16 protein-coding genes and 1 other annotated feature (1 of these 17 only partly in view) are annotated in these 19,027 nt (G+C 49.7%); of the genes, 5 read left to right on the top strand and 11 right to left on the bottom strand.

What is annotated here, in order from left to right; genetic code table 11:
- Nucleotides 1-2: a binding site (T-box leader), on the top strand (it extends 288 nt beyond the left edge of the window).
- An 80-nt stretch (nucleotides 3-82) separates the two neighbouring features.
- Entirely contained in the window at nucleotides 83-1,684 is a 1,602-nt protein-coding gene (locus EKM96_RS06540) for a peptide ABC transporter substrate-binding protein (RefSeq protein WP_125641473.1), read from the top strand.
- A 55-nt stretch (nucleotides 1,685-1,739) separates the two neighbouring features.
- On the top strand, nucleotides 1,740-2,924 hold the full coding sequence (locus EKM96_RS06535; RefSeq protein WP_125641470.1) for a metal-dependent hydrolase family protein: 1,185 nt from the start codon (nucleotides 1,740-1,742) through the stop codon (nucleotides 2,922-2,924).
- 73 nt (nucleotides 2,925-2,997) lie between these two features.
- On the opposite strand, the gene EKM96_RS06530 is transcribed toward EKM96_RS06535, so the two are convergent.
- The 11 genes from EKM96_RS06530 to dnaA form a co-directional block, all read right to left on the bottom strand.
- Nucleotides 2,998-3,759 carry a glucose 1-dehydrogenase gene (locus tag EKM96_RS06530; protein WP_125641467.1) on the bottom strand — a complete coding sequence of 254 codons (762 nt, stop codon included), beginning with the start codon at nucleotides 3,757-3,759 and terminating at the stop codon, nucleotides 2,998-3,000.
- A 203-nt stretch (nucleotides 3,760-3,962) separates the two neighbouring features.
- Nucleotides 3,963-4,199 carry a 30S ribosomal protein S18 gene (rpsR, locus tag EKM96_RS06525; protein WP_011666824.1) on the bottom strand — a complete coding sequence of 79 codons (237 nt, stop codon included), beginning with the start codon at nucleotides 4,197-4,199 and terminating at the stop codon, nucleotides 3,963-3,965.
- A gap of 28 nt (nucleotides 4,200-4,227) precedes the next feature.
- Complete coding sequence (gene ssb / locus EKM96_RS06520) at nucleotides 4,228-4,809, bottom strand: single-stranded DNA-binding protein (protein ID WP_125641464.1); 582 nt, start codon at nucleotides 4,807-4,809, stop codon at nucleotides 4,228-4,230.
- Nucleotides 4,810-4,841: 32 nt separating this feature from the next.
- Nucleotides 4,842-5,138 (bottom strand): 30S ribosomal protein S6, encoded by a 297-nt coding sequence (gene rpsF, locus EKM96_RS06515; RefSeq protein ID WP_125641461.1) that lies wholly within the window; start codon nucleotides 5,136-5,138, stop codon nucleotides 4,842-4,844.
- A 424-nt stretch (nucleotides 5,139-5,562) separates the two neighbouring features.
- Entirely contained in the window at nucleotides 5,563-7,698 is a 2,136-nt protein-coding gene (locus tag EKM96_RS06510; RefSeq protein WP_164510986.1) for a BspA family leucine-rich repeat surface protein, read from the bottom strand.
- Between the two features lie 392 nt (nucleotides 7,699-8,090).
- Nucleotides 8,091-10,574: a DNA gyrase subunit A gene (gene gyrA, locus EKM96_RS06505; protein WP_382336247.1), complete on the bottom strand. Its 2,484-nt coding sequence runs from the start codon at nucleotides 10,572-10,574 to the stop codon at nucleotides 8,091-8,093.
- 84 nt (nucleotides 10,575-10,658) lie between these two features.
- Entirely contained in the window at nucleotides 10,659-12,605 is a 1,947-nt protein-coding gene (gene gyrB / locus EKM96_RS06500) for a DNA topoisomerase (ATP-hydrolyzing) subunit B (protein WP_125641453.1), read from the bottom strand.
- Nucleotides 12,606-12,608: 3 nt separating this feature from the next.
- Nucleotides 12,609-13,760 carry a DNA replication/repair protein RecF gene (recF, locus tag EKM96_RS06495; protein ID WP_125641450.1) on the bottom strand — a complete coding sequence of 384 codons (1,152 nt, stop codon included), beginning with the start codon at nucleotides 13,758-13,760 and terminating at the stop codon, nucleotides 12,609-12,611.
- Complete coding sequence (yaaA, locus tag EKM96_RS06490; protein ID WP_061776154.1) at nucleotides 13,760-13,987, bottom strand: S4 domain-containing protein YaaA; 228 nt, start codon at nucleotides 13,985-13,987, stop codon at nucleotides 13,760-13,762. The genes recF and yaaA overlap by 1 nt, the downstream gene beginning before the upstream one ends.
- A gap of 295 nt (nucleotides 13,988-14,282) precedes the next feature.
- Nucleotides 14,283-15,422: a DNA polymerase III subunit beta gene (dnaN, locus tag EKM96_RS06485; RefSeq protein WP_125641447.1), complete on the bottom strand. Its 1,140-nt coding sequence runs from the start codon at nucleotides 15,420-15,422 to the stop codon at nucleotides 14,283-14,285.
- 268 nt (nucleotides 15,423-15,690) lie between these two features.
- Nucleotides 15,691-17,049 carry a chromosomal replication initiator protein DnaA gene (gene dnaA, locus EKM96_RS06480; protein ID WP_125641444.1) on the bottom strand — a complete coding sequence of 453 codons (1,359 nt, stop codon included), beginning with the start codon at nucleotides 17,047-17,049 and terminating at the stop codon, nucleotides 15,691-15,693.
- A gap of 534 nt (nucleotides 17,050-17,583) precedes the next feature.
- Here dnaA and rpmH point away from each other — a divergent pair.
- From rpmH to EKM96_RS06465, 3 genes are all read left to right on the top strand, one after another.
- Nucleotides 17,584-17,718 carry a 50S ribosomal protein L34 gene (rpmH, locus tag EKM96_RS06475; protein ID WP_081624573.1) on the top strand — a complete coding sequence of 45 codons (135 nt, stop codon included), beginning with the start codon at nucleotides 17,584-17,586 and terminating at the stop codon, nucleotides 17,716-17,718.
- 102 nt (nucleotides 17,719-17,820) lie between these two features.
- Entirely contained in the window at nucleotides 17,821-18,177 is a 357-nt protein-coding gene (rnpA, locus tag EKM96_RS06470; protein WP_061776158.1) for a ribonuclease P protein component, read from the top strand.
- Between the two features lie 2 nt (nucleotides 18,178-18,179).
- The gene (locus tag EKM96_RS06465; RefSeq protein WP_225417656.1) at nucleotides 18,180-19,013 is read left to right on the top strand and encodes a YidC/Oxa1 family membrane protein insertase; all 834 of its coding nucleotides are present in this window, start codon (nucleotides 18,180-18,182) and stop codon (nucleotides 19,011-19,013) included.
- The last annotated feature ends 14 nt before the right edge of the window (nucleotides 19,014-19,027 follow it).

Raw genomic sequence — 19,027 nt, 5'->3', positions numbered from 1 at the left:
CAGAGAATCTTTTTCTGTGGGGGTGCTGTTTATTTTCTCCGCTAATCACTTCTAATCAATTGAATCTAGGAGGTTGTTTCACATGAAACATTTAGTTTGGGCAGCACCCATGTCAGTTCTACTATTATTATCGCTTAGCGCCTGTGGCCAGGCATCCGGCAGTACCAATAAGAACCGGACCTTAAATGTCACATTAGCTAGTGAACCCGCCACTGCCGACCCTAACAAGTCGACCGACACCAACAGTGGGAGCGTTATTTCCCAAACGATGGAAGGCCTCTATACCTATAACAAGGATGGCAAGGTCGTCGCCGGAGTTGCCACCAAGGTGGTCAAGCCGACGAACAATGGGAAGACCTACACTTTTAATCTCAAGAAGAACGCCAAGTGGGCCAATGGTCAGCAAGTGACCGCCCAAGACTTCGTGACCTCTCTGAGACGTTGGGTGGACCCGAAAACCAAGGCCCAGTACGCCAGCCTCCTCTCAGCCTTCAAGAACTACGATGCCGTCCAAGCCGGCAAGGTCTCCCCAGATAAACTGGGTGTCAAGGCCCTCAGCAAAACCAAGGTTCAATTTCAATTAAACCAGGCCGTGCCTTACTTCGATGACCTGGTCGCCGAATACTATCCCTTAAACACCGCCGCCGTTAAGAAGTACGGTGCCAAGTATGGGACTAGTGCCGCCAAGACGGTCAACAACGGGGCCTACAAGTTAACCGGTTGGACCGGGAGTAATTCTACCTGGAACTACGTGAAGAACCCTCACTACTGGGACGCCAAGAACGTCAAGATCAAAAAGGTTAACGTTAACGTCACCAAGGATGAAAGCACTGCGGCTAACCTCTTCAAGAGTGACAAGGTCCAAGAAACCACGGTCAGCAGCCAATATGTTCGATCGAATGGCAACGACAAACAACTCCACACCCACTTGTTAGGCCGACTCCAATACCTCTACGTTAATAGTAAGAAGAAGGCCACGAGTTCAGACAATCTGCGTCAGGCGGTCTCTTACGTCATCGATCGTCAACAGTTGACCAACAAGGTGCTCCAGGATGGTTCCAAGCCGGCCCTGAGTGCCGTACCTCGTGGTGATCAAGCCGACCCCAAGAACGGCAAGGACATGGCCACCGAAGTTGGTAATCTCTTGCCCCACGATGTCACTAAGGCCAAGGCCTACTGGCAGAAATACTTGAAGGAAACCGGCAAATCCAAGGTCACGCTGAACCTCTTAACCGACGATACGGATGAGGATAAAAACGTGGGCACCTACATCCAATCGGTTATGGAAAAGAATTTCAAGGGACTGACCGTGACCGTCACCTCAATCCCCCATGCCCAACACGTGGCCCGCGACTTCGCCGGCACATTTGAACTTAACTTAACGGGCTGGTCCTCAAGTTGGTTAGACTCCGGCGATTACCTGGGATTGGCCGCCAAGTCCAACACGGTTAACTTCACTGGTTGGAACGATGATCAGTTCAATAAGTTACTCGATTCCGCTAACAGCAAGACCGGCCAGGCCCGTTACGATGGGTTAGTTGCCGCCGACAAGCGGTTAATGGAAGTCAAAGGTTACTTGCCTCTTTACCAACCTTCACAAGCAAACCTAGTTAGCAGCAAGGTCGGTGGCCTGAAGTACAACCTGGTCCACACCGCCAAGTACCAATACGCTTACTGGAAATAATCGATAGTCAAATCTGACCTTAAACGAAAAACACTTATTATAGGAGGACATTCATATGACTAAAAAAACATTCTTTAACTTTACCCTTTTCGATGGCACCAATGACCAAAACCAGGCCGATGCCTGGTTCACCGTCGACACTGAGACTGGCAAACTCGTCGACCGTGGTCAGGGCACCCCAGCCCAGTCCGATGAACAGGTAGACCTAGGCGGCCAATACGTCATGCCCGGCTTCTTCAACGTTCATACCCACGTTTCCGCTAACCCACAGAAGCTAAATGGTGACGACAAGTCGGAATCCGAAACGGCCGTCATGGCCTGGACCAACCTCCAAGCCTTGCTCAAATCCGGCGTCACCTACACCCGGGGCTGTGGTAACGAATACGATGTTGACGTGAAGCTCAAACGACTCCAGAAGTCCGGTCAACTGCCACACACACCACGGATGTTAACCTCTGGCAAGGCCTTCTCGATGACCGGTGGCCATGGGGACTCGCCTCATGGTGGCCATGCCGTGGATTCTCCGGATGAGATGCGCAAGGCCGTCCGTACGGCCTTCAAAAATGGTGCCGAAAGCGTGAAGGTCATGGCAACCGGTGGTGTCATGACGCCCAATGACTTCATGGAAGATGCCCAATTATCGGTAGCCGAAATGCATGTTGCCGTTGAAGAGGCGCATCACAAGCGTCGCGTCGTTGCCGCCCATGCCGAAGGTAATCCCGGGATCCAAAACGCCCTCGATGCCGGCGTGGATTCCGTCGAACATGGCTTCTACGTTAACGAGGCCGAGGCGAAGCAAATGGTTAAGCAAGGCACGTACCTGACACCAACGCTCATCGCCGAATGGGTAATCCCCGAATACGGCAATGGTGACCTGCCCGACTGGGAGGTCAAGAAGGCGGCCGACGCCTTGGACGACACCTACGTCAACATGCGGCGGGCGTTCAAGCTAGGCGTGAAGTTTACCTGTGGGACCGATGCGGGGACCCCATACAACGGCTTCGATAAGACGCCCGAGGAATTTGGCCTCTTAACCAAGCTGGGCATGACCAATGCCGAAGCCTACCAATGCTCGACCCTGAACTCCCCTAAGTTATTGGGGGTTGCCGATGAATACGGCACCTTGGAAGTGGGCAAGTTCGCTGATTTCCAAGTCTTGAAGAAGGATCCCCTGGCCGATACGGCCAACGTGGTCCAGGAAGATAAGCAAGTCTACCTGGGTGGGCACCGCGAATTCTAAGGTTCAAAAAAACAATGCGTCAGCATGGGATCCGACCCCCAATGCTGGCGCATTGCTTTTGTCTCCGATTAAATTAGGCGGTGACGCCACCATCGGCGGTTACCGTCGTGCCATTAATAAATTTCGAATCGTCCGAACCTAAGAACAAGGCTAGCTTGGCAATGTCTTTGGGTTCACCCATCGGATTGTTGCTAGGATCGCCGGTGGCCTTAATCCCCATGGGATCAATGTCGGTCAGCGTCTTAGCAATATTGGTGTTCACGCCGCCCGGGGCAATGGCGTTGGCCCGAATATTGCTGAACATGCCGAGAGTGGCCGCAATATTTTGGGTTAGACCAACCAGGCCATGCTTCGAGGCCACATAGGCTGCCCCACCCCAGGAGCCACCGAGGCCGCCAATGGAGGCATTGTTCACGATAACCCCACCATTGGGATTATTGTGCATAATTTTCACGGCATCATGAATGGCCAAGAAGGGTCCCGTCAGGTTAACCGCCATAATCCGGTCCCACAGGTCCTTGTCGGCGGTTGCGACCGTCTTGAAATTATCCATGATCCCGGCGTTATTGACCAGGATATCAATCGTGCCATAGGTCTTCACGGCAAAATCCACCATGTTCGCAATATCATCGCTCTTAGACATATCGGTCACCACAGCGCTGACGTTACCATCGGCCGCCTTGATACCGTCGACAACTCGCTTTAGACTATCGGCATCAAAGTCCGCCGCCACAACCTTGGCCCCTTCTGCCGCGTACAGTTCGGCAATCGTCTTACCCATTCCAGATGCTGCACCCGTCACAATCGCAACCTTACCATCAAGCTTCTTTGTCATATTCATACGCCTCCATGGTTTTAGAATTAACCACAATGTAGCATGGACCATAAGCGCTTTCAACGTAGCGAATCATCTCGGATTTGCAAGCTATTTGCTCACTAGTGCACAGAAAGCGCCACCCCTAGCCGTTCCCGTTAACCAAGGATCCCTAAAAAATGACAAAAAAAGGCCAACCACATTGTGGTTGGTCTTCATGATGACTACTCTTCGCTTACGAATGGCATTAAGCCCATGATCCGTGAACGCTTGATAGCGATCGTTAACTTACGTTGGTTCTTGGCACTAGTGCCAGTAACTCGGCGAGGTAAAATCTTACCCCGTTCGGAGATAAACCGACGTAATAAGTCAGTGTCTTTGTAATCAATGTATTCGATGTGGTTGGCTGCAATAAAGTCAACCTTACGACGGCGACGGCCGCCACGACGTTGTCCTGCCATGAGAAATTCCCTCCTCGTTATTTAGTGATTAGAACGGTAAATCATCATCGGAAATGTCAATCGAATCACCGGAGTTAGCAAACGGATCGGCTGAGTTATTGTTCCCAGCATTTCCTTGGTTACCACCTGCAGGATTATTATTCGTAGTCGGTGCCGCACTGGAAGCGGGCGCCGGATTACCACTCATAAATGGATTGTCATTTTGATTCTGATTTGAAGCCTGAGGAGCATTATTCGTGGGACCAGCGTTGTAATTACCACCGGCGTTGCCACCCGCACTACGATTGCTCGAGCGCGGTTCCAAGAACGAAAAGTTCTCGACGACAACTTCGGTCACGTAAACACGTTGGCCTTGCTGATTTTCGTAATTCCGGGTCTGAATCCGACCTTCAATCCCCACAAGGGAACCCTTGTGCATGAAGTTCGCAAAGTTTTCCGCGGCTTTGCGCCAGATGACACAACTTACGAAATCAGCTTCCCGTTCACCTTGTTGGTTGGTGAACCGCCGATCAACGGCCAACGTAAAGGTGGCAACAGCAGCACCGCCTTGGGTGTAGCGTAAGTCAACATCCCGTGTCAGTCGGCCAGTAAGTACTACTCGGTTGATCATTGCTGAATAACTCCTCTCAAATTAAGTTTAAATTAGTCTTCGCGCTTAACGATCATGTGACGTAAGATACTGTCATTGATCTTAGCTAAACGGTCGAATTCGTTTAAAGCTACGTCATCGGTAGCATTTACCATATCGATATGGTAGATACCTTCGTTAAAGCCACCAATTTCGTATGCGAACCGACGCTTTGACCAGTCTTTCGAGTTGATCAATTCTGCACCGTTATCAGTCAGTAACTTGTCGAAGCGTTCAACCAGAGCGGTCTTCGCAGCATCGTCAAGGTCTGGACGAATGATGTAGGTGATTTCGTATTTAGTAGTTTCCATGAATGTTACACCTCCTTATGGACTTCAGGCCCCCGCTGCAATGCGGAAGCAAGGAGAGACACTAGCGTAAGCCAGATACTCACAAGCTAGTAGTATAGCATATCCTGATACTTTAAGCAAATCGGGGCCGACCGATGGGTGCTGCTTACGTTACACCAGTTAGCTCCGTCGGTTGGCCCTCGTTATTTTTGAAAATTCGACTTTTTTCTATAATATCAGATCTGTTGCTCTGGTCAGCTAACCGTCATCAATGGTATCTATCGCTATGCTAAGGCTTGCTGAAGGCCAAATCCAGCTAGTTAGGGGGATTAGCCACCCACTATCGTTGCCGACGTTAGAACGTCTCAGAACGCTCCTTCCCCTAGTATCGTATCCGATACAAAAACCGCTCAGCCTAACTGAGCGGTTCGTTTAGTCAATTTAATTAATTTTGACGCTTAAACCAGTTCAACCCCAAGAAGCTGAGGCTCAAAGCACCAGCAATCACGGCTAACCAACTGGTCTTTTCTTCACCAGTTTGCGGTAAGACCGTTGCGGCCGATTGTGACTTGCTTGGGTCTTTCGTGGCTGTACCCTTAGCATTAGCTGCTAGCGGCTTGACAGCACTCGTGACCTTCGCAGCAGCTCCACCGTTATTCAGCGTTGCAGCCTTGCCAGTCGTGTTGGCCTTCTTGTCGCCGGCATGTCCCTTAGACGTGACAGCTGGCTTCTTGGTTGGTGTCGTTGGCTTAACAACTGGCTTAACGACTGGATTTTCTGGGTCAACCGTTGCGCCATTGCCGCCCTCTGAAGGATCGGTTGTTGGTGTAGTCGTGCCACCGCCATTGTTACCCGTGTTGCCGGTATTACCAGTGTCACCACCGCCGGTCGTTGCGGATGGCACCTTTTGCCAAACGTAAGTGTCAGCCATGGTAGCGCCATCGTAAGCGGTGTTCAATTGCGCACTCGTAAAGGTTGCTCCGGCAGGCTTGTCCACCGTACCGGTCCCAACGGCTTGCCATAGGCCCGTGTAAACGTCGGTCTTTGGAATGTCAGGAAGCGCGGCATTACCATTGCTACTGTCCATATGCATGTTCGTTGGCAGGATTAATTCTTTCAAATTAGTCGTCCCAAGCAAGGCTTCTCGAACACTAGCATCGTCCGTCAGACTGAAATTCGATAAGTTCAACTTTTCTACGCCAGTATTTCTAAAGGCCCAAGTCAGAGCACTCACAGGTGCTGGATGCCAGTTGCTCAGATCGATGGTGGTTAAGGACGAATCATTGTCAAACACTTGAACAAAACTCTTTGATCCAGAGACATCCCACTTGCTAACATCCAAGTCTGACAACAGTGGATCGCTTTGGAAGGCTTGAACCAAATTGTTCACCTTCGACGTATCCCAGTCGGCCACGTTGATACTCGTCACGTTGGGCATTGCAGCAAACGTGCTGTTTATTGACGTTAAGTTGCTGGTATTCCAGCCACTTAAGTCCAGACTACCAATTGCTGTTCCTCTGAAGAGCGCATCGGCACTTTGCAGGCTATCCACGTTCCAGTCGGCAGCATCGACATCGGTCAGATACTGGTCGCCATTGAACATACTCGACATGTCGGTAACCTTGCCAGTCGTCGAACCCAACTTGACACTTTGTAATTGCATTGTTTTGAGACCCGTGCCATCGTTGTACCCGCCACTAAACATATTAGTCATCGAAGTCACATTGCTCATGTCCCAGCTACTTAAATCGATGCTCTTTAAAGAAAGGTTCTGTGCGAACATACTGTCCATCATGACAACTTTGCTGGTATCAACATTTTCCATACCATCATATTCAGTTACATCGGTCCAGAGTTGAAATAATCCCCCACCAAAAGAGTACTTTGGAAAAACAACCTTTTGTCCAGCATCATTTAAGGCAAAAACAACCTTTTTTACACCAACGGTGCTAAAACTAGGGATCTTACTGAAATTCCCACCAAAAATAGTGACCGTTCCTTCACTATCCTTGGTCCACTTACTCCCATTTGTGCCGCTTATAACCCCAGAATCAACAATCGTCGGGGCAACTGGCACATCGGCAGCTCTCAATAAGTTTCCTCGATTGAACTTAGTCGTTGTGTCGCTGACAACAGTTGACCCACCGGTCTTGTCACCGTTGTTGTCAACCTTGCCATCAGTTTCCGTTGACCCATTGTCCCCGGTTGAACCGGTATTCGTATTAGCATCGGTGCCGCCTACGGACCCATTGCCCCCAGACTTATCACCGCTGTCTTTAGTATCGTTTAAACTGTCAGAACCATCGTTGGTCTTTGAACCAGTATCCTTATCCACTGATCCATCAACAGTCCCACCTTTATCTGAATCAGATTGTGACTGTGAACCATTACCAATGACGGCCTGGTCACTTTGCGTGTCGTCAGCCGTATCCCCGGCCTTGGTCACCGTGTTGGCGTCAATGTCTCCGCTGTTTGTTGCCGCGTGAGCATTGTCCATTTGGTACCCAACACCCGTTACCAATCCTAGTAATACTAAGGTAGTCAACCTTTGTTTTGAAAGCATCCTCAACTTTTTATCCATGGTGAATTCCCCTTCCATGTGTAACACATCTCAATATCTGGCTAAAGTATAGCGCCATTCCCCCTAAAAGTCCAACAAATTTAACAATTAACAACTAATTTGATTCGTTTTCACATTTTTAGTTTGTTCGCATAATAAACGCCGTTAAATTAGCGTTGCCACAATCATTGTTACCCGCGCTTTCTTCCTTGCTTTAACGCAATATTTACATAAATTATGACATATTTCGGAATCCTCATTTTCTAACATTAAAAAGTCGCTAGGTCGTCCACTATATAACCCATTTCGGCTAAAATATTTCCCTCTAAGCCCTCTAATCAATGGGTAATTCCGCAAAAAAAGACCGACTAGTCAAAATTAACTAGTCGGTCCTTACTTAGTTTCGCTAAAATTTAGTCTTCGCTAGGTGCGTCGGTATCAGACTCTGCAGGTGCTGCCTCACTGGTAGCGGCCGAATCATCAGTCGCTGTCGTGTCATCGCTATCTGTTTCGTCTTCCTTGGCCACCTTCGCCATCGTCGCAACGGCAGTGTCATCGTTCAACCGAATCAGGTGAACCCCTAAGGTTGCCCGACCAGTCTCGGAGACATCGGCGACGCTGAAGCGAATCATGACACCCTTGTTAGTAACCAACATGATGTCCTCATCGCCATCGACCGTGGTCAAACCGGCTAACGGACCGTTCTTGGCCGTCACGTTAACCGTCTTGATCCCTTTACCACCACGACCCTTGATTGGGTACTCGGCGGCGGCCGTTTGCTTCCCATAACCCTTTTCGGAAATGACAAACACATGGCTATCAGGCTTCAAGACACTGGCACCGATCACGTAATCGTTGTCACGGAGACGAATCCCCCGAACACCGGTTGCGGAACGACCCATCGACCGGACATCTTGGGCCGCAAAGCTAACGGCATAACCCAAGTGAGTCCCGATGATGATGTTGGCCTGGTCATTGATGATGTCAACGCCCATCAACTCATCGTCTTCCTTCAGGCTAATGGCCTTGAGACCATTACTCCGAATGTTGGCGAATTCATCGACTGGTGTTCGCTTGACCGTCCCTTGCACCGTGGTAAAGAACAGGTCGCGGTCAGGGTTTTCTCCTGGGTTAGAAACGTTGATGACCGCTTGAACGTGCTCGTTGTTGTTGATTCCCAGCAAGTTAATCACTGGAATCCCCTTCGCGGTCCGGCCGTATTCAGGGATTTCATACCCCTTCATGCGATAAACCTTCCCGGTATTGGTGAAGAACAACAGCATGTCATGCGTCGACGTTGCTACCAGGTGTTCGATGAAGTCATCATCGTGGACACCCATCCCTTGGACCCCTTTACCACCACGGTTTTGGGCCTTGAATTCGGACGTTGGTAACCGCTTGATATAACCGTTATGCGTTAATGAAATCACAACGTCTTCTTCGGCGATTAGGTCTTCGTCTTCCAAGCTAAGGACTTCACCGACCATTAATTCGGTCCGACGGGCATCCCCAAACTTGTTTTGAATGTCGAGTAATTCTTGATAGATGATGGCTTGTTGCCGTTCCTTGGAGGCCAAGATTTCTTGGTCATCCTTGATGGCAGCCATCACATCGTTATATTCCTTTTCGACCTTTTCCCGTTCCAAACCGGTCAGACGAACCAACCGCATGTCCAAGATGGCTTGCGATTGTTTGTCAGACAGGCTGTAACGCGTCATCAATTCATTCTTAGCTACTTCCGCGGTCTGCGACTCACGGATGATAGTAATAATGGCATCGATGTGGTCGAGGGCAATTCGCAACCCTTCCAGGATGTGGGCCCGGGCTTGGGCCTTCCGCAATTCAAACTCGGTCCGCCGGCGGATAACTTCCAACTGGAATTCCAAGTAGTATTGCAGGATGGCCTTCAAGCCTAAGACCTTAGGCGCACCGTTAACGATGGCCAACATGTTAATCCCGAAGGACGTCTGCATCAAGGTCATCTTGTACAAGTTGTTCAAGATAACTTCGGCACTGGCGTCACGGCGAACATCAATCACGATCCGCATCCCGGTCCGGTCGGTTTCATCGTTAATATCGGTGATCCCTTCAATCCGTTTGTCCCGGGCGAGCTCGGCGATCCGTTCGATCAGCTTAGCCTTGTTGACCATGTAAGGAATTTCCGTGGCCACAATGCGTTGCTTGCCGTTCTTTTCCTCTTCGATATCAACCTTAGCACGCAACGTGATGGTTCCCTTACCGGTCTCGTAAGCCCGGCGAATGGCGGCTTTACCCATCACGATCCCCCCAGTAGGGAAATCGGGGCCAGGTAAGGCTTCCATCAGGTCGGCCAAGGTGGCATCTGGATTATCCATCAAGATGTGTAAGGCACTGATAACTTCCGTCAGATTATGTGGCGGAATGTTCGTGGCCATCCCCACGGCGATCCCGGAAGCCCCGTTAACTAACAGGTTAGGAAAGCGTGATGGTAAGACCACGGGTTCTCGTTCGGAACCATCGTAGTTATCTTGAAAATCAATCGTATCCTTGTTGATGTCCCGCAGCATTTCCATGGCGATCTTGCTCAGGCGAGCTTCGGTATACCGCATGGCGGCGGCACCGTCACCATCGACGGACCCAAAGTTCCCGTGACCATCAACCAACATGTAGCGGTAAGAGAAGTCTTGGGCCATCCGTACCATGGATTCGTACACGGCAGAATCACCGTGAGGATGGTACTTCCCCAAGACATCCCCAACCATCCGGGCAGATTTCCGGAATGGCTTATCGGGGGTAATCCCCAGTTCATGCATATCATATAAAATCCGGCGGTGGACTGGCTTCAAACCATCCCGCACGTCCGGTAACGCCCGTTGAACAATCACACTCATTGCGTAATCCAGGAAGGAAGTTCGCATCGTTTGTGAAAGGTCAACGTCGGTAATTCGACTTAAATAATCTTGGTCAGCCAAATTTTTACCCTCCGTTCTTCCTGGCACTCACTAAACATCGAGATCGGCATACGTGGCGTTCTCTTCAATGAATTCCCGCCGTGGCGCAACCTTGTCCCCCATTAACATGGTAAAGACTTGGTCGGCATTGATGGCATCCTGGGCATCCACCCGCAGAAGCCGCCGATTTTCTGGATTCATGGTCGTATCCCACAATTGTTCCGCGTCCATTTCACCCAACCCTTTGTACCGTTGGATTTGTGGCTTAGGAGCTGGTGGCAATTGACCCAATAAGTCTTTCAACTCATCATCGCTATCCAGGTAACGTTGCATCTTCCCTTGGCGAACCCGGTACAGTGGTGGGCAGGCAATGTAGACATACCCGGCGTCCAGTAATGGCCGCATGTAACGGTAGATCAGGGTCAGCAACAGGGTCCGAATGTGGGCCCCATCGACATCGGCATCGGTCATAATGATCAGCTTATGATAGTTGGCCTTACCCACGGTAAAGTCATCACCAAAGCCCGTGCCCATGGCCGTAAACAGGGAACGAATTTCTTCGTTCGCCAGAATCCGGTCCATCGATGCCTTTTCAACGTTCAGAATCTTCCCTCGAATAGGGAGAATCGCTTGAGTCAACCGCGAACGACCCTGCTTAGCAGAACCACCGGCGGAGTCCCCTTCGACGATAAACAACTCGGAAATTTCGGGGTCCTTGGACGTGTTATCGGCCAATTTACCTGGCAGGTTAGAGATTTCCAACCCACTCTTCTTCCGCGTCACTTCACGAGCACGCTTGGCAGCGACCCGCGCCTTGGAGGCCAAGGTCCCCTTGTCGACAACCTTCTTAGCGACATCCGGATGTTCCATCAAGAATCGCATGAAGTGGTCGGCAAAGGTATGGTCAACCGCCGTCCGGGCATCGGAGTTCCCCAACTTGGTCTTGGTTTGTCCTTCGAATTGTGGGTCCGGATGTTTAACCGAAACCACAGCCGTTAAGCCTTCTCGAACGTCATCCCCGGTTAGGTTAGGCTCGTTGTCCTTCATCAGCTTCTTCTGACGGGCATAGTCATTAACGACCCGCGTCAAGGCGCGCTTGAAACCTTCCTCATGGGTCCCACCTTCATAGGTGTGGATGTTGTTGGTAAAGGTTAACAGGTTGTTATGATAGTCGTCTGTGTATTGCAGGGCAACTTCCACCGTAATCCCATTTTCCTTGCCTTCAACGTAGATTGGGGGTTCAAACAGCGTCGTCTTGTTTTCATTTAGGTAATCCACGTAGTGTCGAATCCCGCCTTCGTAGAGGAAATCATCCTCCGTGGGTTTCTCGGGACGTTCGTCACGAATCGTAATCCGTAGGCCCTTGTTTAAGAAGGCCAGCTCACGGATCCGCGTGGTTAACGTTTTAATATCAAAAGTCGTGGTTTCCCGGAAGATATCTGGGTCTGGCAGGAAGTGAACCGCCGTCCCATGTTGATCCATGGGCAGGCCTTCCTTCGTCACGTGCATTGGCACCGTCACGTGACCACGTTCAAAGGTCATCGAGTATTCCTTACCATCCCGATAGACTTGGGCGTCTAACTCGGTGGACAGCGCGTTAACAACTGACGCCCCCACACCATGCAGACCACCGGAAACCTTGTAACCGCCACCGCCGAATTTACCCCCGGCATGCAAGATCGTAAAGACGGTTTCCAAGGCTGGCTTCCCAGTCTTCTTTTGAATATCAATCGGAATCCCCCGACCATTGTCGGTCACGCTGATACTGTTGTCCTTGTTAACGGTCACGTGAATCTCATTCGCAAAGCCGGCTAAGGCCTCATCGATCCCGTTATCCACAATTTCCCAGACCAAGTGGTGAAGTCCTTGGGCACTTGTTGAGCCAATGTACATCCCGGGCCGTTTCCGGACCGCTTCCAAGCCTTCCAAGACTTGGATTTGACTGGCATCATATTCTCGGGCTTGTTCCGCCTTAGTTTCGTGTTCGTAATCAGCCACTGCCTAATCCTCCTTTGTCGCGCCACCAGGGTCTTCGTTGCCATCCGCCACAACCTGACCATCCGCAATCTGGAAGATGGTCGGGTCTTTAATTAATTGGCGGGTAATGCCACTCAGACTCGTGGTGGTAATAAACGTCTGTACCTTGTCCTGAATCGCCGTCAACAGATGGGTCTGCCGGGCATCATCCAGTTCTGAAAGCACATCATCCAGTAGTAAGACGGGATATTCTCCCGTCTCTTCCTTCATCAAGTCAATCTCAGCGAGTTTGACACTCAATGCGGTCGTCCGTTGCTGCCCTTGGGAGCCGAACGTCTGCACGTTCTTGCCGTTAACCTGAAAATGCAGGTCGTCACGGTGTGGGCCAACCAACGTGGTCCCCTGATACAACTCTTTGTCCTGTTGCTTCTGATAGAGCGCCGTTAACGCCGCACAGATGGTCTGTGGATCCGTCAATTGATCATCGGCAACCTGAGTCGCATAGTGAAAGGTCAGTTCTTCACGGCCCTGTGAAATCTCGCCGTGAATCGCCTGGGCCCAATGTTCCAGCTTCTTAAGCATCCCCAGCCGCGCCGCGATAATTTCCGCGCCATAGGCCGCCAACTGGTCCGACAACACCGACAGAAACAGGAGATCCTTCTTCTGCTTATGCTGCAGGTCCTTCAAGTAACGATTACGTTGCTTCAATAGCGTGCGGTATTGGCTGAGATTGTAAAGGTAGCGCGGGTTCATCTGACCGAATTCCATGTCCATGAAACGGCGACGAACGGTCGGCGCTCCCTTCACAATGGCCAAGTCTTCTGGCGCAAACAAAATGACGTTAAGCTGGCCAACATATTGTGACAGCCGGGCTTGTTCCAAGTGATTAACCTTGGCTCGTTTCCCCTGCCGTGAAAATGTCAGCTCTAACGGAACCGTCCCAGCGGATTTGACGACCCGCCCGCTAATCTTAGCGGTCTTGGTCTGCCAATTAACCAAATCATGGTCATTCGCTGTCCGGTGGCTCCGCGTTAACGCCAAAACGTAGATTGCCTCTAAAAGGTTGGTCTTTCCCTGCGCATTTTCTCCCAATAAAACGTTAATCCCCTGACCAAAGCGGAGATTAGCGGCGGTATAGTTGCGGAAATGCTGCAGCTGCAACTCTTGCAAATACATTATTCACCCTGCTTTGAGCGTATAAAAAATAATCCGGCATCAGGTACGGCAATCTTGTCGCCAGGATACAGCTTACGACCGCGCCGGTTGTCCGGCTCGTCGTTGATATTTACGGTATTTTCCCGCAAGTACCACTTGGCTTGGCCGCCAGTACTGATAATGGATTCTTCCTTGAGCATCTGGCCTAAAGTAATGTAGGGCGTCTCAATGAAAACATCTTTTTTCACAATTTCACCCCTTAATATTCTTCTCTACTATTATACCGCTTTTATAGTGAAAGGTACAGTTGCACTACCTTATTTTTGCGTTCTCAGCCGATCTACCCATCTTTTGAGCTTTTTGGTAAAAGACCGGTAAATTTGCTCAGATTTAAAAATAGCCCCATTCTCGCCGAATAACCCCATTTTTAAGCTCAAAATCAGCGTTTAAACGAAACACCACCGGAAAACGCCGAAAACTTGTGAAAATGGCGTAAAAAAAGAGCGTTTCGCACGGAAACGTCTCTTTGTGGGAGTTATTTAATTAGAATGTCCGGACTGGCGTGATCAATTGAATAAAGTTACTCGTGTCTTCCGTTGGCACCAGGGTAAATGGCCGCAGTGCTGACGTGAAGGCCACGCGAATCGTGGCCTGACCGAATGAATGCAAGGCATCCTTCATGTAATCAGGGTTAAAGGAAATCTCAAGGTCATCTCCATCGAGTTCCTTAGGCGCCAACTCTTCTTCAACATTCCCAACATCGGGCGAGTTACTGAAGATCGTCACCTGATTGTCGGCCGGCGTAAGGGTTAATTTAACCACGTTATTCCGTGATTCATGAGACAACAGAGAGGCCCGTTCAACGGCAGCCAATAATTCTGGCGCTTCGAACTCGACGGTTGTCGAAGCTTCCTTAGGGATCAGCCGTGAGGTGTCGGGATAGTTCCCCTCCAATAACCGAGAGTAAAACGAGGTGTCCCCTAATAAGAAGAGCACTTGGTTTTCGGAGAATTGCATCTTCACATCGGCATCGTCGTCCCCAATCATCCGGGATAATTCCGTCAAACTCTTCCCAGGAATGATGACGTCAAAGTTAGCATCGGTTGGCGTTGGTAATTCGATTTGCCGTTGACTCAACCGGTGACTGTCCGTGGCGACCGCCTGGAACTGATTCTCATTCAGGCTAAAGTGAATCCCCGTTAGGATTGGCCGACTTTCTTGGTTAGAAACGGCAATAACCGTTTGGCTAATCAATTCTTTGAAGACCGCCCCAGATAAGACGACGGAATCCGCCGCATCAATTTCTGGTAAATGAGGATAGTTATTGGCATCTTGGCCATTAATGTTAAAGGCCGCTGAACCAGACGTAATTTCAGTCTGGAAACCGTCCTTAACCTCTACCGTCATATCCTTTTCGGGAAGCCGCTTAACGATTTCGCTAAAGAAGCGAGCAGTTAACACGATTGAACCGGGATCGTCAATGGTTAAGCCAATATCGGGATCGTCGGCCCTGATCAGCGTTTCAATGGAGATATCGGCGTTAGACCCAGTCAAAAGTAACCCTGCGTCACTCGCAACAATTTTCAGACCCGTTAAGATGGGAATTGTGGTCTTGGAAGAAATGGCCCGGGAAACGTTATTGAGTTCTTTGATGAAAGCTGCCCGGTTAATGGAAAATTTCATAAGATGGACACTCCTTTTTCGTGATGCGTAGTTTAACTTAATTAAAAGAAAAAATAGTAGCCGTAGTAGAGCGGTGCATATTGTGGATAACTTTGAGGAACAGTTAACGGCTAGGGCTTTTCCACCTGTGGATAACTTGTGGAAAACTCCGTACCTTTTCATTTTTTATCCACACGCTGTTGCTAACACCGTTTATCATACGCTTTTAAAACGAGAAAGACCGACAAGTGACTCCCACTTTTCTGGGGGTCTCGTGACGGTCATCGGCCTAACGACGAAGTTCCTCTTTCAAGTCGTCAATGGCCTTCTGTAGTTCGGGATCGGTCTTAAGCGAGGCGGTAATCTTATCGTAGGCGTGAATCACCGTGGTATGGTCCTTACCGCCGAATTCGGTTCCGATCCGTGGCAGCGACGCCTCGGTTAACTCCCGCGACAGGTACATCGCGATCTGACGTGGCATGACGATAACCTTCTTGCGTTTCTTACCCTTCAAGTCTTTCAGGGAAACGTGGAAGTAGTCGGCGACCCGATCTTGAATGACGGGAATCGTAACGGCATCGCTGGCGTTAGCGAGGTTGAGACTCTTCAAGGCCTCGGCTGCTAAATCAGTGGTGATCGGTTGGTGCATGAGTTGATGGTAGGCCTGGACGCGAGCCAAGGCCCCCTCCAACTCCCGCACGTTCGAATCGATTTGTCCGGCGATGTAACTCAAGGTATCGTCGGGGATGTCGATTTGGTCGGCATCGGCCTTGTTCCGCAGGATAGCGATCCGAGTTTCCAGATCTGGCGGGGTGATGTCGACCGAAAGACCCCAAGCAAAGCGCGAAACCAAACGGTCTTGCAGCTTAGGAATTTCGTTGGGTAGCCGGTCGGACGTCAGCACAATTTGCTTGCCGTCGTCGTATAAGGCGTTAAATGTATGGAAGAACTCTTCTTGAGTCCCTTCCTTATTGGCGAAGAACTGAATATCATCGACCAGCAGCAGATCAACGTTACGGTACTCTTGTCGGAACTGCTCCTGCGTCCGTGTTTGAATCGCATTAATAAAGTCGTTAGTAAAAGCCTCGCTAGTGACGTATTTGACCTTGGTGTCGGGGCGATCTTCCAACATTTTATTACCGATCGCGTGCATCAAGTGGGTCTTGCCGAGGCCAACGCCACCATAGAAGAATAGTGGGTTGTACATGACGCCTGGTTCCTCAGAAACCACTAAGGCGGCGGCATGGGCCATCTGGTTACCCTTCCCAATGACAAAGGTATCAAATGTGTAGCGAGGATTCAGCGCCGTTTCCTTCATAAAAGTTGGTGTGGGCTCGTTGGTGGCCGCTTCCCCTGGGGTTGCGGTCTTGGCCTTGAGCGTCGCCTGTTGTTGGCGTTCACCTTCAAGAATTAAAACGGGTTGAATATCTTCGTGAGCGGCTTGGTATGCGTATTCTACCAATTGCTGGTCCAGGTGTTGGTGGGTCCAGTAATCACGATGCAGGGGTGATGGGAGTTCCAACGTTAATTTGTTGCCCTCTAAGGCAATGGGCTTGGCTGTATCAATCCAAGTTGAATAGGTCGTTTTGGAGTAATTTTCCTCAAACAACTGTTTGATATCAGTCCACAAAGTTAACAAGTCTGGCACTGATGTATCCCCCTATATTAGTTTAGATGGTCATTTATCGCAGGGCGGACTCCGCCCTAACGAAAACGTATATTCAGTGTAGCATGAAGAAAAAAAGTTTTCCACAGGGTATTGTGGGCTGTGCATAATTGTTTCACAGGAAGTGTAAGAAGTTATCCACAGGCACGTGTGAAACTGTGGATAGTTTTTATAGCCATAACTTGTCCACAGTCTTTTGTGGACTGGGAAATGCATAAGATCAAGTGTTTCACAAGTTATCCACAAAATGCACAGTTCCTAAAAATAAAAAATAAACAGCCTGTGGATCGGTGGATAACTCGGTGGCCAAGTCAAAATTAACTTTTGTAATATTTGAGAGTTATCCACAGGCAAAGTGCATGAAACAAATTTCTTCGGGGAAAACTTTTAATGAGAAAACCAAAGTTTCGGTTTCATTCTTTCTTTTTTTATGCTAATATGTTCAGGAAATGCATTTAGTAAGTATTGCCCGAGTTCTCGGGTAACCAATCAAAATAGAGTTAAGGAGGTGTCACGATGAAGCGCACTTTTCAACCAAAGAAACGTCACCGTTCACGTGTCCACGGCTTCCGCAAGCGTATGAGCACTAGCAATGGCCGTCAAGTATTAGCACGTCGCCGTCAAAAGGGACGTAAAGTATTGTCTGCATAGGCCGCTGAAGGTTCAGTGGTCTTTTTATTTTATCTGCGAGGAGACTGGGACCCCAATCCCTCGCGGACTGAACACAAATCGTGAGAATTTTGGAGATGCACCATGCGAAAATCTTACCGCATTAAGAAAGAAGCGGAATTTCAGCAGGTCTTTGAAACCAGAAATTCAGTCGCTAATCGGCAATTTGTGGTGTATTCAATGGATAAACCAGACCAACCACACTTTCGGGTCGGGATTTCCGTTGGGAAAAAGATTGGGAACGCCGTTCACCGTAATTGGGTGAAGCGCCGGATTCGCCAGAGCCTTCTTGAGCTAAAGCCCTACCTTAAACAGGATGTGGACTTTCTCGTGATCGCTCGGCCCCGTGCGGATGGTATTTCCATGCCCGACGCGAAGCATAGCCTGATCCATGTGTTAAAGCTGGCGAAACTACTGGATTCCAACTATAGTGAGGAATAAACGTGAAAAAGTATAAACGAACCCTACTTATGCTGGGTATTGTGAGCTTAGTGTTCATTCTCTCCGCTTGTAGCAAAACGCCAATTACGAATCATAGTACCGGGTTATGGGATGGCTTAATTGTCCTGAACTTCTCCCGGGCCATTCAATGGTTGGCAAGCTTGTTCGGCGGGAACTACGGGGTAGGGATCATCGCCTTTACGATTATCGTTCGGGTAATCTTAATGCCGCTGATGATTTTCCAAACCCGCAGCATGCGGAAGACACAAGAGATTCAGCCACAATTAAAGGCTCTGCAAAAGAAATACTCGTCACGGGATCGCGAAACCCGCGAGAAGTTATCCCAAGAACAACAGAAGTTATATTCGGAAGCCGGCATCAACCCAATGATGGGTTGTCTGCCAGCCATCGTGCAATTGCCAATCATTTGGGCTTTGTACCAAGCTATTTGGCGGACGAAGGTTCTGCGTTCTGGAACTTTCCTCTGGTTATCCCTGGGTGACAAAGACCCCTACTTTATCCTGCCATTATTGGCCGCCGTTGCCACGTTCTTGAGTACGTGGTTGGCGACCAAGTCAGCGCCAGAAACCAGTTCCGTCAACAATATGATGGTTATGGGGATGCCGGTCATCGTCTTCTTTACGGCGATGAACGTGGCCTCATCACTGTCACTGTACTGGACGGTTTCCTACGTCTTCCAAGTATTCCAAACCCTGATCATCCAAAATCCGTGGAAGATTCAAGCGGATCGCGATGCCAAGGAACAGGTCAAGTTGGAACATGAACGGGCAATGAAGCGTGCCGTTCGTAAGGCTAAACAGAGTCGTCGTAAGTAGACGATTCCTTAGTC

The sequence above is a fragment of the Levilactobacillus tangyuanensis genome, from assembly GCF_003946545.1.
In the GTDB taxonomy this organism is placed as follows: Bacteria; Bacillota; Bacilli; order Lactobacillales; family Lactobacillaceae; genus Levilactobacillus; species Levilactobacillus tangyuanensis.
The sequence above is the reverse complement of the archived record's forward strand: the minus strand, read 5'-3'. Positions and strand labels throughout refer to the sequence as shown.